The organism is Nocardioides sp. NPDC058538, from assembly GCF_042719275.1.
Classification (GTDB): Bacteria; Actinomycetota; Actinomycetes; order Propionibacteriales; family Nocardioidaceae; genus Nocardioides.
Genome location: NZ_JBHXNY010000002.1, coordinates 63972 through 78621, shown reverse-complemented (window position 1 = coordinate 78621; position 14650 = coordinate 63972). Strand labels below are relative to the sequence as shown.

Annotated in this window: 14 protein-coding genes; 6 read left to right on the top strand and 8 right to left on the bottom strand. The window is 69.8% G+C overall.

Annotated elements, in window-relative coordinates; translation table 11 throughout:
• Entirely contained in the window at positions 1-1242 is a 1242-nt protein-coding gene (gene urtA, locus ACFWQC_RS02335) for an urea ABC transporter substrate-binding protein (RefSeq protein WP_378672511.1), read from the bottom strand.
• A 127-nt stretch (positions 1243-1369) separates the two neighbouring features.
• Positions 1370-1768, bottom strand: a complete 399-nt coding sequence (locus ACFWQC_RS02330; RefSeq protein ID WP_378672508.1) for a MarR family winged helix-turn-helix transcriptional regulator — start codon at positions 1766-1768, stop codon at positions 1370-1372.
• 95 nt (positions 1769-1863) lie between these two features.
• On the opposite strand from ACFWQC_RS02330, the gene ACFWQC_RS02325 reads away from it, so the two are divergent.
• Together ACFWQC_RS02325 and ACFWQC_RS02320 are read left to right on the top strand one after the other, a co-directional pair.
• Positions 1864-2982 (top strand): substrate-binding domain-containing protein, encoded by a 1119-nt coding sequence (locus ACFWQC_RS02325; RefSeq protein ID WP_378672505.1) that lies wholly within the window; start codon positions 1864-1866, stop codon positions 2980-2982.
• 54 nt (positions 2983-3036) lie between these two features.
• Positions 3037-3459: a carboxymuconolactone decarboxylase family protein gene (locus ACFWQC_RS02320; RefSeq protein WP_378672502.1), complete on the top strand. Its 423-nt coding sequence runs from the start codon at positions 3037-3039 to the stop codon at positions 3457-3459.
• Positions 3460-3472: 13 nt separating this feature from the next.
• Here the strand turns inward: ACFWQC_RS02320 and ACFWQC_RS02315 are convergent, their stop codons facing one another.
• Both ACFWQC_RS02315 and ACFWQC_RS02310 read right to left on the bottom strand, forming a co-directional pair.
• Positions 3473-4768, bottom strand: a complete 1296-nt coding sequence (locus ACFWQC_RS02315) for an HNH endonuclease (RefSeq protein WP_378672499.1) — start codon at positions 4766-4768, stop codon at positions 3473-3475.
• A gap of 615 nt (positions 4769-5383) precedes the next feature.
• Complete coding sequence (locus tag ACFWQC_RS02310; protein ID WP_378672496.1) at positions 5384-7294, bottom strand: hypothetical protein; 1911 nt, start codon at positions 7292-7294, stop codon at positions 5384-5386.
• Between the two features lie 267 nt (positions 7295-7561).
• Between ACFWQC_RS02310 and ACFWQC_RS02305 the strand changes: the two genes are divergently transcribed.
• Complete coding sequence (locus ACFWQC_RS02305) at positions 7562-8266, top strand: SGNH/GDSL hydrolase family protein (protein ID WP_378672494.1); 705 nt, start codon at positions 7562-7564, stop codon at positions 8264-8266.
• Between the two features lie 23 nt (positions 8267-8289).
• On the opposite strand, the gene ACFWQC_RS02300 is transcribed toward ACFWQC_RS02305, so the two are convergent.
• From ACFWQC_RS02300 to ACFWQC_RS02285, 4 genes are read right to left on the bottom strand one after another with little or no spacing between them, the layout of a single operon-like run.
• Positions 8290-8607, bottom strand: coding sequence for a DUF4387 domain-containing protein (locus ACFWQC_RS02300; protein WP_355225074.1), 318 nt, complete (start codon positions 8605-8607; stop codon positions 8290-8292).
• Positions 8600-10006 carry an acyclic terpene utilization AtuA family protein gene (locus ACFWQC_RS02295; protein ID WP_378672490.1) on the bottom strand — a complete coding sequence of 469 codons (1407 nt, stop codon included), beginning with the start codon at positions 10004-10006 and terminating at the stop codon, positions 8600-8602. The genes ACFWQC_RS02300 and ACFWQC_RS02295 overlap by 8 nt, the downstream gene beginning before the upstream one ends.
• Complete coding sequence (locus tag ACFWQC_RS02290; RefSeq protein WP_378672488.1) at positions 10003-10965, bottom strand: phosphoglycerate dehydrogenase; 963 nt, start codon at positions 10963-10965, stop codon at positions 10003-10005. Before ACFWQC_RS02290 ends, ACFWQC_RS02295 begins: the two co-directional genes overlap by 4 nt.
• On the bottom strand, positions 10962-12245 hold the full coding sequence (locus ACFWQC_RS02285) for an MFS transporter (RefSeq protein ID WP_378672486.1): 1284 nt from the start codon (positions 12243-12245) through the stop codon (positions 10962-10964). Before ACFWQC_RS02285 ends, ACFWQC_RS02290 begins: the two co-directional genes overlap by 4 nt.
• A 132-nt stretch (positions 12246-12377) precedes the next feature.
• On the opposite strand from ACFWQC_RS02285, the gene ACFWQC_RS02280 reads away from it, so the two are divergent.
• The 3 genes from ACFWQC_RS02280 to ACFWQC_RS02270 all read left to right on the top strand — a co-directional run bounded on the left by ACFWQC_RS02280 (position 12378) and on the right by ACFWQC_RS02270 (position 14625).
• Positions 12378-13091, top strand: a complete 714-nt coding sequence (locus tag ACFWQC_RS02280; protein ID WP_378672483.1) for a GntR family transcriptional regulator — start codon at positions 12378-12380, stop codon at positions 13089-13091.
• A gap of 3 nt (positions 13092-13094) precedes the next feature.
• Complete coding sequence (locus ACFWQC_RS02275; protein WP_378672480.1) at positions 13095-14015, top strand: AEC family transporter; 921 nt, start codon at positions 13095-13097, stop codon at positions 14013-14015.
• Positions 14016-14226: 211 nt separating this feature from the next.
• Positions 14227-14625, top strand: a complete 399-nt coding sequence (locus tag ACFWQC_RS02270) for a DUF1707 domain-containing protein (RefSeq protein WP_378672477.1) — start codon at positions 14227-14229, stop codon at positions 14623-14625.
• The last annotated feature ends 25 nt before the right edge of the window (positions 14626-14650 follow it).

Below are 14650 nucleotides of genomic sequence, written 5' to 3'. Positions count from 1 at the left end.
CTAGTTCTTCCACCAGTCGTAGGACTTCAGGTAGGGGTCCGGCTCGATCGGCTTGTCGCTCGACCAGACCGCGTCGATCAGGCCCTCGGAGCTCACCTGGCCGATGAGCGCGGTCTTGGCGATGTGGTGGTTCTCGCCGTCGACCTCGACGGTGCCCTCCGGCGCCTCGAAGGTGACGCCGCCTGCGGCGTCGATGACGTCCTCGACCTCGAACGAGTCCGCCTTCTCGACCATGCCCTTCCACAGGTGCAGCGAGGTGTAGGCCGCCTCCATCGGGTCGGAGGTGACCGCCTTGGCGCCGTTGGCCGCCTTGAAGTCGGTGACGAACTTCTGGTTCGCCGGGCTATCGATGGTCTGGTAGTAGTTCCAGGCGGTGTACTGCCCCTCGAGGTTGCCCACGCCGACGCCCGGGACCTCCTCCTCGGCGATCGAGACCGAGAGCACCGGCATCGCCGAGGCGGTCAGGCCCTTGCCCTTGTACTCCTTGAAGAAGGCCACGTTGGAGTCACCGTTGAGGGTGTTGAAGACCGCGTCCGCGCCGCCGGCCTTGACCTTGTCGACGACCGTGCCGAAGTCGGTCGACCCCAGGGGCTGGTACTCCTCGCCGAGCACCTCGATGCCGTTCGCGGCTGCGTACTGCTTGATGATCTTGTTGGCCGTGCGCGGGAAGACGTAGTCGGAGCCGACCAGGAAGATCGACTCGATCTTCTTCTCCTGCTTGAGGAAGTCGAGGGCGGGGATGATCTGCTGGTTGGTGGTCGCGCCGGTGTAGAAGATGTTGTGCGAGGACTCCAGTCCCTCGTACTGCACCGGGTAGAAGAGCAGCGCGTCGTTGCCCTCGAAGACCGGCAGCATCGCCTTGCGCGAGCTGGAGGTCCAGCCGCCGAAGACGGCTGCGACGCAGTCGTCCTGGATCAGCTTGGTCGCCTTCTCGGCGAAGACGGTCGGCTCGGACTGGCCGTCCTCGCTGACGATCTCGAGCTTCTTGCCGAGCACACCGCCGTCGGCGTTGATCTCCTCGGCCGCCATGGACAGGGACTTGAAGACGGTCGTCTCGCTGATCGCCATCGTCCCTGACAGGGAGTTGAGGAAGCCGATCTTGATGGTGTCGCCGCTGGTGTCGACGCAGCTCTCGCTGGTCGCGGTGTCACCGGTCTTCGCGCCGCCGCAGGCGGTCGCGGTCATGCCCAGGGCGAGCACCGAGCCGGCCGCGAGGAGGCGGCTCGAGAATTTCGTACGCACGGGATGGGGGTCCTTCCATCGGACAATTGCTCTCGAATGGAAGGAATCTAGGGACGGGTTGTTTCGCCGATGTATCGGACTCCGCGACGATTTGTTTCCAGACGGAAACGTCTTCAGTCGGCCGAGCTCAAGCGATTGTGTCGAGGACGGCCCGAAGGTCGCGGGCGACCCTGGCGACGGCCTCGGTCTGCTGGCGGGCGCGGATCTCCCGGGCTGCCGAGGCACCCACCGGCGAGAGCGCGACCACGGCGCGGCGCTTGTCCGCGGCATGGATCTTGCGTAGCACCAGCCCGCGCTCGACCAGCCGGTCGACGTGCCTGGTCAGGGTGCCTGCTTGAAGGGCGGCGCCGTCGGCGAGACGCGTCATGGTCTGGCCCGGATCGTCGAGCAGCACGCTGAGGATGCGCCACTGCTCCGCGGTGAGGTCGAACTCGGCGTACGCCTCGGCGAGCGCGCGCTCGATCTGACGCTGCGCCCGGGCGAGCAGCACGGCCAGATCCGTGCCGACCGTCTCGGCAACCTTCATGAGTCCTCCCCACGATCGCTGTCTGCCGTACCCTAACCACCCAACGGCTCAATGGTGAGTCATCAGGACAACATTCCGTTCGGGAGCAGGTGCCGATGTCCCCGCCGTCGTTCACCCCGGCGTCCCATGCCCTGCTGGGCCTCGCACCGCGTCCGCCGGAGGCCCTCTCGATAGCGTTCGTGGTGCCGATGCAGGGCCCGACCGGCATCTACGGTCCCGGCTGCCTGGCCTGCGGCGAGCTGGCCGCCGAGGAGCTCAACGCCGGCGGCGGGATCGCCGGGAGGCCGGTCGAGCTGGTCGCGATCGATGCCGGGCGCGCACCCCATGAGGTCGCGTCCGAGGTCGCTCGGCTCGTCGATCTCGGCCGGGTCGATGCGATCGCCGGCTGGCACATCTCCGCCGTACGCCAGGCGATCACCGCCCGCGTCGGCGGCCGGGCGCTGTACGCCTTCGCCGCCATGCACGAGGGCGGCGACGACACGCCTGGGGTCTTCATGATCGGCGAGCGCCCGGTCAACCAGCTGCTCCCCGCCGCCGCCTGGATGCGGGCCAACCACGGCGTCTCCCGCTGGGCGGTGGTCGGCAACGACTACGTCTTCCCGCGCGTCACCGGATCCACGGCCCGGGCGGCGCTGCGCGGGTCGCCCTCGGAGGTGGTGAGCGAGACGTACGTCCCGCTGGGGACCCGCGACTTCGCCGGCGTGCTGCGTGGCCTGGAGGGCGGCGAGCAGGACGGCGTGATCATGCTGCTGATGGGGCAGGACGCGGTGCACTTCAACCGACAGTTCGCCGCTGCCGGACTGAGCTCGTCGCTGACCCGACTGAGCCCCGCGGTCGAGGAGAACACCCTGCTCGCCGGCGGCGCCGGCGCCAACGCCAACGTCTTCGCGGCCGCCGCCTACTTCGACGGCCTCACCACTCCCGAGTCGGCCAGCCTGGCCGATCGCTACTACCGCCGCTTCGGCGAGTACGCGCCCTCCCTCAACGCAGTGGGCGAGTCCTGCTACGAGTCGCTGATGTTCCTGCGCCAGATCGGCGACGCCTGCGGCGGGCTCGACGTCGAGCCCACGCTGCGTCTCACCGACCATCACAGCTACTCCAGCCCCCGCGGCCTGATGCGCATGCACGGCAACCTCGTGGACCAGGACGTCTACATCGCCGCCGCCGACGGCCTCGGCTTCGAGATCCAGGAGCAGATCGCGTACGCCTCCTAGCGCCCGCGTCGATCCGTTGACTTCGAGTGCGCTCCAACTCCTAGCGTGCGCGGCATGACCTTCGAGAACCCCGCCCAGGACCCCATCTCCCGTGCCGCCCGCCACGACCACGGCCGCGAGATCCTCGACGCTATCGACGGCGAGGCCGGCGCCCGCGTCATCGACTCCCTCGCCGACATCGCCCCGGAGCTCGGCCACCAGGTCGTCGCCTGGGGCTTCGGCGAGATCTACGCCCGCCCCGGCCTCGAGCCGCGGGACCGACAGCTCGTCACCCTCGGCATGCTCACCGCCCTGGGTGGCTGCGAGCCCCAGCTCGAGGTCCACATCAACGCCGCCCTCAACGTAGGCCTGACCCCCGAACAGATCATCGAGGCATTCCTCCACTCCGCCGTCTACTGCGGCTTCCCCCGCGCCCTGAACGCCACCTTCACCGCCAAGAAGGTCTTCGCCGAACGCGACCTCCTCCCCCTCGCCTGATCCCGACTGTGGGTCAGGCGGCGAGGGTGTGTTCGACGAGCACGTCGCGCAGCACGAACTCTGCCGGCGACAGTGGTGGTGGATCCGGTTTCCAGGTGTCTGGTGGTGGGCTGGTGTAGGTGTGCCCGGTGGGTGTGATGGTGATGATGCTGCCGTCGGGTCCTGGTCTGGCCCGCCAGCCGAGAGCTTCCTTGGCCTGATTGCACCTTTCACAGAGACCCTGCAGGTTCTCCGCACTGGTCGCACCCCCATCTGCGTGGCGCTCGACGTGGTCGATGTTCCGGATCGGCGCATCACAGCCGTTGGTCCGGCAGATCCCTCCGTCACGCGTGGTGATGAACTCCGCGAGCCCGTCGGGTGCTTTGCGGGAGCGGGATTCCATGGCGACCAGTTGCCCGGTGGGGTCGGTGAAGAGCCGTCGGACGAAGACCTCGGCATCGGCGAGTGCCTCACGGGCCCATCCAGCGGGGACGGGTCCGTAGCCCTCCACCATGGCCGGCTGGTCGCCGTCGTTGGCGAGCGAGTCGGCGGTCATCACGATCTTGACCTCGATCCGAGGCTTGGCTCCGGTGGTGCTGCGGCCGGTGACTCGGTCGACGAGGGTGTCGGCCATGACCTGGCCCCGAGTGCGCTCGTCACCGGCAGCCGCAGCCGCCTTGGCCGCCTGGTCCAGGGCCGCGAAGACGGCGACACCATCTTTCACGGGGAGGAGCGCGCCGAGCCAGGTCATCGTGTCCGGCGCCGGCCGGAAGCTGACGCGGCGGTCCCTCGCCGCGTTCGCGGCGCGTGCGACGACGGATGCTTGGTCGAGGGTGATGGCGAGTTTCTTGGCGGCGTTCTCGAGCTGCCGCAACCCCATCGACACCGCCTTGGCGGGCTGCGCGTCCGGGCCGGTGGCGCAGAGTTCGTGGTCGATGACCTTGCGGTCGTCGAGTGAGAGGCAGGCGGTCTCGCGGGCGAGGATGGTGGCCTGCCACTGGGAGAACAGCCCGGCCTTCATCAACGCGAACGCGTGCGGCATCTCGGCGACGAGGATCTTCGCGAGCCCGAGGAGCTTGGCGCCCCTCTCCGGTGAGACCCGCCGCGCCAACCCAACCTGCGAAGCAACACCTTCGCCGAGCTTCCGGGCCGATACCCCGGCCTCGACCTGGCGGGCGCGGGCGGCTTGGTCGAGGCGTACCGCTGCTTCGGCCTGGACGGCCTCGGCGGTGCACTTGACCTGTTCGAGACGGCCGATCCAGTCGACCAACTCAGCCTCGGACGCACCCGGAGGCGGCCCAGCAAGGAGGTGATCGATGATCTCGTACATAGGCCTTATTATATGCGACAGGGCACCATGAGGCGACCTATTTAAGCAGGTCAGTCCCATATTACGCGGTCAGCGAACAAGACACCTGAGCACCGCGCCACTCTCTCGCCGCCGCCCCGATACAGGCGAAATCTTTCTCGATCGGGTGTCGAGTCAAGGACCGCGAAGCGGCCGGCGAAGCCGGCGCCCGAAGGGCGTCCTTGACGCGGCGCACGATCGAGAAACACTCAAAGCAAGGGTCGGCGGCGAACCTCAGAAACGAAGCACAGCCCGTTAGGCGAGATTTCCCGAGGAAGCGGATCGTGTTGGTCTCGACACGCCTCCGCCTAGCGGCTCCGGCGGCTCGACCAGCGGGGGCAAGGCGGCTCGACCAGCGGACCGGGACGGCTCCGGCGGCTCGACCAGCGGACCGGGACGGCTCCGGCGGCTCGACCAGCGGAGCGGGACGGCTCCGGCGGCTCGACCAGCGGAGCAAGGCGGCTCGACCAGCGGAGCAAGGCGGCTCGATCAGCGGAGCAAGGCGGCTCGATCAGCCGGATGGTTGCGGCGTGTGGACATACATTGAGAGCCCCGGAGCGCGACGCGCTCCGAGGCTCTCATGCCACCCGACGAGGATCAGGCGATGTAGAAGTCGCTCACGTTGACGTCGACGGCCTCGACGTCGATGTCGAAGTAGTCCTCGACGGCCTCGATGACCTGGGTGCGGATGGTGACGGCGTTGGCCTTGACCGGGGTGCCGTACGCGATCACGTAGGACACGGTGATGTTGGCGACGTCGTCGGCGATGTCGACGGTGGTGCCCTGGTCGTCGATGGCGTGTACGCCCTCGACCTTGGCCACGATGTGGTGGACCAGGCGCTCGACGAGGCCCTCGCTCACGGTCGACTTCCCGCGCTCCTCGCGGGCGGCACGAGCGGCGCGCAGGACACCGGTCAGGGTCGAGTCGGCGGTCGGCTCCGGCTCGACGACCGGCTCAGGCGCGAAGCCAGGCGCGGGGGTCTCGGACACGATCTCCTCGACCGCGGCGGGCTCCTCGGCCGACTCGGTCTCCTCGGTGACGGTGTCTACGGCGTCGGCGACCTCATCGGCAGGCGTCTCAGCAGCTTCCTCGGTCGGCACCTCGTCGACGATCGCCTCGGTGTCCTCGACCTCGGTCTCCACGAGCGCCTCCTCGACCACGTCGGTCGGCTCGACGGCCGCCTCGACCTCCTCGATCTCCTCGATATCCTCGGCCGGCTCGTCAACAGCCTCGACGGTCACGTCGGCGTCCACGGCGTCGATCTCCACCTCGGTCGCCTCGTCGGTCTCGGGTGCCAGGACGATGTCCTCGGTCTCCACCGGCGCCTCCTCGGCAGCAGCCTCCTCGGCCGACGCCTCGTCCTCGACGACGTCGACGATCTCCGCGTCGCCCTCGACCGACTCGGTCACGTCAGCGGCCTCGTCGACAACCTCGTCGGCCGGCTCGGCGTCGACCTCCACCGACTCGGCAGGGTCGGCCGACTCGGACGTCTCCGTGGCCTCGGCGTCGGTCAGCTCGTCCTCCGCCTCACCGACGGTCTCCTCGGTCGCCTCAGCGTCGGCCTCAACCGATCCGGCCACCTCGGCCTCGGGCTCGAAGGACTCCACGTCCTCGACCTCGGACGCCTCACCCTCGTCCGCGGTCACTACGGCGTCCTCGACCTCGGCCGACTCCTCGGGGAGCTCCTCACCCTCCGGCTCGACGACGGTCTCCTCGGCCTCGGCCGACACCTCCTCGGAGCCACCCTCGACCTCGGCCTCCGTGGACTCGATCACGTCAGCGGGCACGAAGGTGTCCTCGGCATCGACCTCGACCTCGGCAACCTCATCGGTCTCGGTGGCCTCGACGACGTCCTCAGTTGCACCCTCGACAGCAACGTCCTCAACCGCGTCCTCGGCAACCTCTTCGGTGTCGACCTCGTCCACAGCGTCCGTGACCTCGGCGTCGGCGGCGTCGACGACAGCCTCGGTCTCGACCGGCGCCTCGTCAACCGGCGTCTCCTCGACAGTGGCCTCCCCGGCAACGCTCTCCTCGACCTCCTCGGCGGCCTCGGCGACGGGGGCTTCGGCGTCGACGCCCTCGAGCGGCGCCTCGTACGTGCCCTCGATCTCGACCACCTCGGCCGGAACCTCGTCGACAGGAGCCTCGACGGGCTCGGTCTCAGCGACCTCACCTACGACGTCGCTGCCCACCTCGACCTCCTCGGCGGCGAGCTCGGCCACCTCGGCGGCGGAGGCCTCCTCAGTGTCGGTGACGACGTGCTCGGGGTCGGAGAGCGGGTCGACCGCGGGGACCTCGGCGATGGGCTCGATGACAGGCTCGGCGACGGCCTCGGCAACCGGCTCGGCAATCGGCGAAGCGGGGGGCTCGGTGACGTACGCGCTGGCCTCGGTGGTGGCCAGGCTCTCGCCGTAGCCAGGGGCGGAGACGTCGGTCATCTCCCCCTCCCCGGCCTTTGGCTGCTCGTTCTTGTGGCGGTTGAAGATGCCGCTGATGAAGTCGGACATGGCGTCGCATTCCTTCGAGTGAGGGGAGGGTTGTGGTCGAGCGCTCACAGCTGGGCGTGATGCTAGGGCCGGCACGCGGTGAGTCGGGTCACGTGTCTTTGATTCCCTTGTCTTGTACCCCAACGGTGACCGCGGTGAGGAGGGTCTGTGTCAAACCTTCCGGGGAGATTCGCCCACCGTTCAGCCAACGTCGGAGACCCGCCGGAGCACGCGCTGTAGAACGACGGAAGAGCACGTACGTCACGACGTTTCGCCGAGGGAGAGACGATGAATCCACTGCTGCTCCCCCTGGTCGCCGCACAGGCCGCGTACGTCCATCGGACCATCGGAAAGGAGCCTCGTCCGGACGGCCCGACGAAGGGGTTCGTGCCGTCGCCGGCGGCCGAGGACGGAACCACCCCGCTGCGGCTGATGGTGATCGGAGACTCGTCCGCCTCGGGGCGCGGCGCCCCCACGCACGACCTCGCCTTCGCCGGGTCGATGGCACGTGCGATCGCGCAGCGGACCGAGCGGCCGGTCGAGTGGCATGCCCTCGGGAAGTACGGCGCGACCAGCGAGCGGATCCGGCACGGCATCCTCACCAAGGTCACCGGTGAGTGGGAGATCGCCGTGCTCCTGGTGGGCGTCAACGACATCCTCGCGCGTCGCTCGGTCGAGGCCTGGACACGCGATCTGACCGTGATCGTCGAGGCCCTCCAGGAGCACGCCGCGCACACGGCGGTCCCGGGGATCCCGGAGTTCGGCGCGTTCCCGTCACTCCCCCGCACCCTGCGGCGCTACCTCGCCGAGCGCGGGGAGGCGCTCGACGCGGCAGCGCGGCTGGTCTGCGCCGGACGTACGTCGGTGCATTGGGTCAGCTCCGCCGACCTCGGTCCCGCGGAGCCGTCCTTCTTCGCTGCCGACGGCTTCCACGCCTCACCCGCGGGCTATGAGCGCTGGGCGCAGGCGATCTGCGACCACCTCGATCTCTAGGCCGTGTCTCCCAAAGACACGGCCTAGCTGGGCACCACCAGCTGCGCGAGCGGTACGTGGTGCTGGCCCGCGTGGGTGTCGCGGTCGCGCAGGGAGCCCTGCGAGACCGGGCGCGGGTAGGAGATCTTGACGACGTTGAGCGACGGGATCCGGAAGATCTGGACCGACCCGGGATCGACCCGGTAGAGACCGGCGACGACGTCCTCGTCGAGAAAGGTCTCGTCGGCCGCGATCCGGTAGCCCTCGGCGTCACGCATGAACAGCTCCATCGTGATCCAGAACGGCCCGGCGTTCTTGGAGCGGACCTCGGTCGCGAGGTCCCCCAGGGTGGTCTCAGACATCGTGCTTCTCTCCCATCTCGGTGCTGAACTCGGTGCTGAGCTCGGTGCGGAACATGGCGGTCGGCGTGAGGCTGTCGACGGCGTGGTTGAGCACGAACTCGTACGCGGCCCCTCGCTCGACCTCGGCCGGCGAGCCCGGGAACGCCAGGCTGGGCAGGTAGTCCATGTCTTGAGCCGGCAGGTGCAGCATCAGCGGGTTGGCGACCTTGGCGACCGCGGTGGCCAGGGCCTGGTCGCCGGCCCGGACGAGCAGCATCACCCCGACCTCGCGCGGCGGCTCGGTGGACGGGTCGAGATCGCCGAGGACCGCGTCGTAGCCGTAGAGACGCAGGTCGTAGTCGTAGTCGTCCCTGGTCAGACCGAGAGTCTGCTCGACCCGCTGGGTGAACACGATATGCATCAGCGACGCCCAGCCCTCGATGTCCTTCAGGATCAGCGGGTCCCGGATCGCGGAGAACGACATGGTCTCGTAGCCGGTGATCCGGGCACCCTCGAGCTTGATCGTGTGCTGCTCCGCGTGCTGGAACCGCGAGCCCTCGACGCGCACCCGGCGCTCGTCGAGCGCGGTGTAGACGGCATCGCGCACGTCGAGCGTGCCGTCCGGCTCCCGCATCAGATACGGGTTCGCCGTCTCGTACAGCATGTGGGCGGCCACCGAGATCGGCGTGCACGCGGCACTCTCGTCGAGCGGCTCGATGGTGAACCCGGTCCGGTCGATGGTCGCGAAGACGCCGCCCATCCGCGGGTTGGTGGTGCACTGGCCACCGCACTCGACGATCTTGGCCGCGTGCCAGGTCGGTCCGGCGGGCATCCCCTTCAGCAAGGCGTACGCAGCGGCGTTGGCCGTGTCGGTCGCCCGCCCGGCCAGGACCACCTGAGCACCGGCCGAGAGAGCCTCGGCGATCGGCTCGTGGCCCATCATGGCGACGATGTGGGTGCACTCCTCCAGGGTCGCGACGTCGAGGTCCCCCAGCGGCGGCAGCGGGTGGATCCGGCCGGCCTCGAGCGGCTCCTTCAGGTCGGCGGCGCGCTGCTCGCTGTAGATCCGGGCGACGTTCATCGACAGGCCCTCCTCGGCGAGCAGGCCGGCGACGATCCCGGCGACCCAGTCGACGCCGTCGTCGGTGCCGCTGGTGCCGCAGGAGCCGACGATGAGCGGGATCCCGGCCCCGGCCGCTGCCCGGAGCAGGAGCCGCAGGTCGCGGGCGACCGCGGCGGCGGTGGTCTTCGGCTTCGAAGCGCCCAGGTAGTAGGGACCGGAGTCGGTGGAGCCGCCGTCGACGGCGATCACGTCGGCCCCCAGCGCGATCCCACGGTTGATCGTCTCCTCCGGGAACCCGGCGCCGAGCATCCCGCTCGGCACCAAGATGCTGACGGAGTCAGCGTTGTCGCTGGTCATCTGTTGTCTCTCTTCTCGATCAGGTGGGCATTGACAGCATGTTTCGGGCAGCCCGCGAGCGCGTCGAGGAGCTCGCGGGCTCCCTCGAGGCCGGCGGCCCGGCGGGCCTGGGCGGTCTGCCCGGCCAGGTGGGAGTGGACGACGATGCCGGGGACCCCGCGCAGCGGGCTCTCGGCAGGCAGCGGCTCCTCGGCGACCACGTCGAGCGCGGCTCCGGCGATCCGGCCCGCGCGTACGGCGGCGACGAGCGCGTCCTCGTCGATGATCGCGCCGCGGGCGGTGTTCACCAACACCGCTCCCGGCTTCATCAGCGCGAATGCGGCGGCGTCGAGCATCCCCCGCGTCCGCGGGGTGAGCGCGGTGTGGACCGAGACGAAGTCGGCTCCCGCAAGAAGCTCGGGCAGCTCGACGAACCGGACCTCCGGGTCGGTCCGCTCGGCCTCGGCGACGGCGCTGGTGCACAGCACCCTCATCCCGAACGCCCGGGCCAGCGGCACGACCGCGCGGGCAGCAGCGCCGTAGCCGATCAGGCCCAGGGTGGAGCCGCGCAGCTCGCGGCCGTCCCCACGCGGCCAGCCACCGGAGGCGACGCCGGTCGCGCTCTCGACCAGCCGGCGGGAGGAGGCCAGGAGCAGCCCCATCGTGTACTCCGCGACCGCGTTGGCGTTGATCCCGGGCAGGTTGCTGACCGTGATCCCGGCACGTGCGGCCGCCTCGACATCGATCGCGTCGTAGCCGACCCCGGTGCGTACGACCGCCCTCAGACGGTCCGCGGATGCGAGGACCTCGGCGGTGAGCGAGTCGTGACCGACCAGCGCGCCCTCCACCCCGGCGAGGTCGGCGACCAGATCCCCGGACCGGTAGCGGGTCTCGTGGCCACGCGAGCGGAGGAGGTCGTCGACCTCGTCGCCGGGTCGCAGGTAGTCGGTGGTGATCAGGATCCGGGCCACCGCGCTCACACCGCCCGCTCGACGTCGCCGCGCCGCTGGAGGCGGTCGATCCGCACCACGATCACGACCGCGACCGCCGCGACGACCGCGATGTCGAGCAGCATCGTCTGCCAGCCCAAGATGTCGACGGCCCCGCCGATCAAGGCCGGACCGAGGAAGGCACCGCTCTGCCATCCCACCGCGTAGAGCGCTGCGTACGTCCCGAAGACCCGCGCCGACGGCGCCAGGTTCCACAGCACGACGACGGCGTTGACCAGGAAGGCCGAGGCACCGGCGGCGCCGATGCAGAACGCCACCACGGTGCCGGTCGGGGTCTGCACCAGGGTGCCGAGGACCATGGCGGCCGCGAAGATCGCCATCCCGGCGATCATGGTGCGCAGCCGGCCGAAGCGCTCGGCGAACAGCGCGGTGGGATAGGCCGCGAGCAGGAACGCGACCCCGCTCGGCAAGGTGAGACCGCCCGCGTCGCCGCGCGAGAGCCCGAGGGCCTCCATGCCGTAGGGCGTGACCAGCGCGCGCGACCCGGCCCAGGCGCTGCCGAAGACGAGGATCGCGACGATCAGCAGCAGCCGGCTGCGGTCGGTGTCGCGCACGATCTCCCAGATGGTGTCGCGGATGCGGGCCTGTCCGACCGACGTCGACTCCTCGGCGGCGTCCTCGGCCACCGCCGCCTGGTAACCGGGCGAGGAGCTGTCGCGGATCGAGAGGCACAGCACGGTGACCGAGACGAGGGTGATCAGCGCGATCACCGCGAAGGCAAGCGCCGGATGGTCGTCAACCAGCAGGATGCTGACCAGCGCCGCGACGATGACGGTGAGGCTGGAGGCGATCTTGACGGCGGCATTGGCCCGGCTGCGGCGCTCGGGGGCGATGAAGTCGGGCACCAGCGCCTCGCCGATCGGCTTGAACGAGTTCGAGACCAGCGCGAACGCGACGATGACGACGATCAGCAGCGGCAGCGAGTTCGCGGTGTGCGGCAGGGTCACGAACAGCAGCGCCGCGAGGGGCATCCCGACGGCGAGGTAGGGCATTCGCCGGCCCCAACGGGTGCGCGTCCGGTCGGACCGGTTGGCCATCCACGGCTGGATGAAGATGCCGAGCAGGTTGTCCATGCCCATGATGAAGCCGACGAGGGCGGCGCTGGCCAGGTGGTCGCGCAGCAGCGGCGGAACCTGGCTGTCGTAGAAGTTCCACATCGACTCCTGGGCGAAGACCGCCAGCGCGACGAGGAGGGTGATCCGGCGCGGCCCGAGCTGCCGTGGTGGTGCGGTGGGGATGGTGGTGCTCACGAGACGGACCTCCGTGATCTCTGCATGGTCCCGGCATGGACCCTGCGGGCTGTGGCGGCGCTCACAGTAGTTTTGCTACAGCAAAACAGTCAAGAGGTGGCACTGTCGGAAAAGTGGCCTAGGATCAGGACCATGTCGATCTCCTCCCCCGCGACCGCCCCGGAGACCACGACGGTGGCCGAGCGCGTCTATCAGGCCTTACGCACCCAGATCGGCTCCGGTGAGCTCGAGCCCGGCGCCAAGGTGACCGAGCGAGGCATGGCCGAGCGTCTCGGTGTCAGCCCGACCCCGGTCCGCGAGGCGATCCGGCGGCTCGAGCTCGACGGACTCGTGGAGCGGGTGGGCCCGCGTACGACGCTGGTGGCCCGGATCGAGGAGGACGCCAGCCACGACCTGGCCGAGGTGGAGGTCGCGCTGCGCGGCCTGGCCGCCCGGTTCGCCGCCCGGCATGCGACCGATGACGAGCTCGACGAGCTCGACCGGCTGCTCGACGAGGCCGACGACCTGGTGATCCTGATCCGGGCGCGCCATCGCGACGGCAAGCCGGTCGAGAAGCACGCCGACCGCTTCCTCGACGTCCTCGGCCGCTTCAACGAGCAGGTCAACGCCGCGGCCCACAACCCGGTTCTCGTACGCCTCCTCGAGCAGTCCCGCTCGCTGAGCCGGTCGCGGCAGCGGGAGATCTCCCGGTCGCACCTGCTTGCCGGCGACGAGTTCGGCGCCGACCGCTACGCCGAGCACCGTGCCCTCGTGATCGCCCTGCGCGCTCGCGACGCCGCCGAGTCCGAACGCATCGTCACCGAGCACGCCGCCCGCGGGCTCCTCGACCTGCGGCGCGAGATCTAGGCCGTGGCAGGGGTCTTCACCGGCTTCGCCACGATCACCGTCCTCATCGCCCTCGGCGCCCTGCTCGCCCAGCTCCGGATCCTCGACGAGCGCGGCCAGCGGACGCTCTCGACGGTCGCGTTCTACGTCGCCAGCCCGGCGCTGCTCATCACGGTCATGGACGACAGCGACCTCGGCTTCGTGCTCTCCGGCAACCTGGTCGCGGTCGCCGGCGGCGTGCTCGTCGCCGCGACGCTCGTGGCCACCGTGGAGACGCTGCGCCGCCGCGGCCTGGGCGACACGGTGGTCGCGGTCCTGTGCGGCTCCTACGCGAACGCCGGCAACCTCGGCCTGCCGATCGCGGCGTACGTCCTGGGCGACCCGGTCCTGGTCGCGCCGACGCTGCTGCTGCAGATGCTGGTCCTCCAGCCGCTGGCGCTGGTCCTGCTCGACGCCGACGCGAGCACGACGAAGCTGTCGTTCTGGGACGTGATCCGCCGCCCGCTGACCAACCCGATCACCGTCGCCTCCCTGATCGGGGTGGCGCTCTCCGTCACCGATCTCGACCTGCCCACAGCCGTCGCGGATCCGCTGGAGCTGGTGGCCGGGATGGCGGTCCCCTCCATGCTGATCGCCTACGGCGTCGCGCTCCGGCTCGGCCCGCTGCCCGGGCGCGGCGTCCCAGCGCTCGACCTGGCCGCCGTGGTCGCGACCAAGCAGATCGTGCAGCCGGTGGCGGCGTACGTCATCGGGCGGTTCGTGCTCGGCCTCGACGCCGAGGCGCTGCTGGCCGTGACAGTGCTCTCCGCGCTGCCGACGGCCCAGAACGTGTTCGTCGTCGCGCAGCGCTACAACCGGGCCACCCTGCTGGCCCGCGACGTCATCTTCGTCAGCACGCTGGCCACGGTCCCGGCGATCCTGCTGGTCGTGCTGCTGCTCACCTAGCCCCAGAGGCAGCCAAAGGGTCAGCCCCGAGCCGACCAAAGTCCCTTGCGACGGCATCTCTTCAGGCGTACCCTCGCGATATATCGGGACACTTCGCCGACAGTCGATGCGGCCTTCACAAGGGAGATGACATGAGCGAGCGCAAGCGAGCGACAACAAGCCTCAGGCCGCCGCGTCCGTACGATGGCGCTTGCGCTACGGAGGCGGCGGCATGAGCAACCTCGACAACCTGCGGGTGAGCGAGGCCGATCGGGAGGAGGCGTCGGCGAGGCTCGCCGAGCACTACTCGACAGGCCGGCTCACCGACGACGACTACTACGAGCGCCTGGACGCGGTCTGGTCCGCGAAGGTCCGTGCCGACCTGGAGATGCTCTTCACCGACCTGCCGAAGAGCGCGCCACAGCCGCCGCAGGCGGTCCGCCGTCCGCGCCGCGGCCGCCCGCGGGCGTTCCCGCTGGTCGCCTGCTTCCTCCTCGTCGCGATCGGGCTGGTCGTGATGGGCGTGCCGTGGTGGATCTTCGCCGCGATCGGGGTCGGGGCGCTCGTCTTCAGCAAGGGACACCACCGCTCCCGCCGCTGTCACCAGCAGATGCGTCATTCCGTGCACTGAATTCCGGATTTCGTGGCCTCCACCC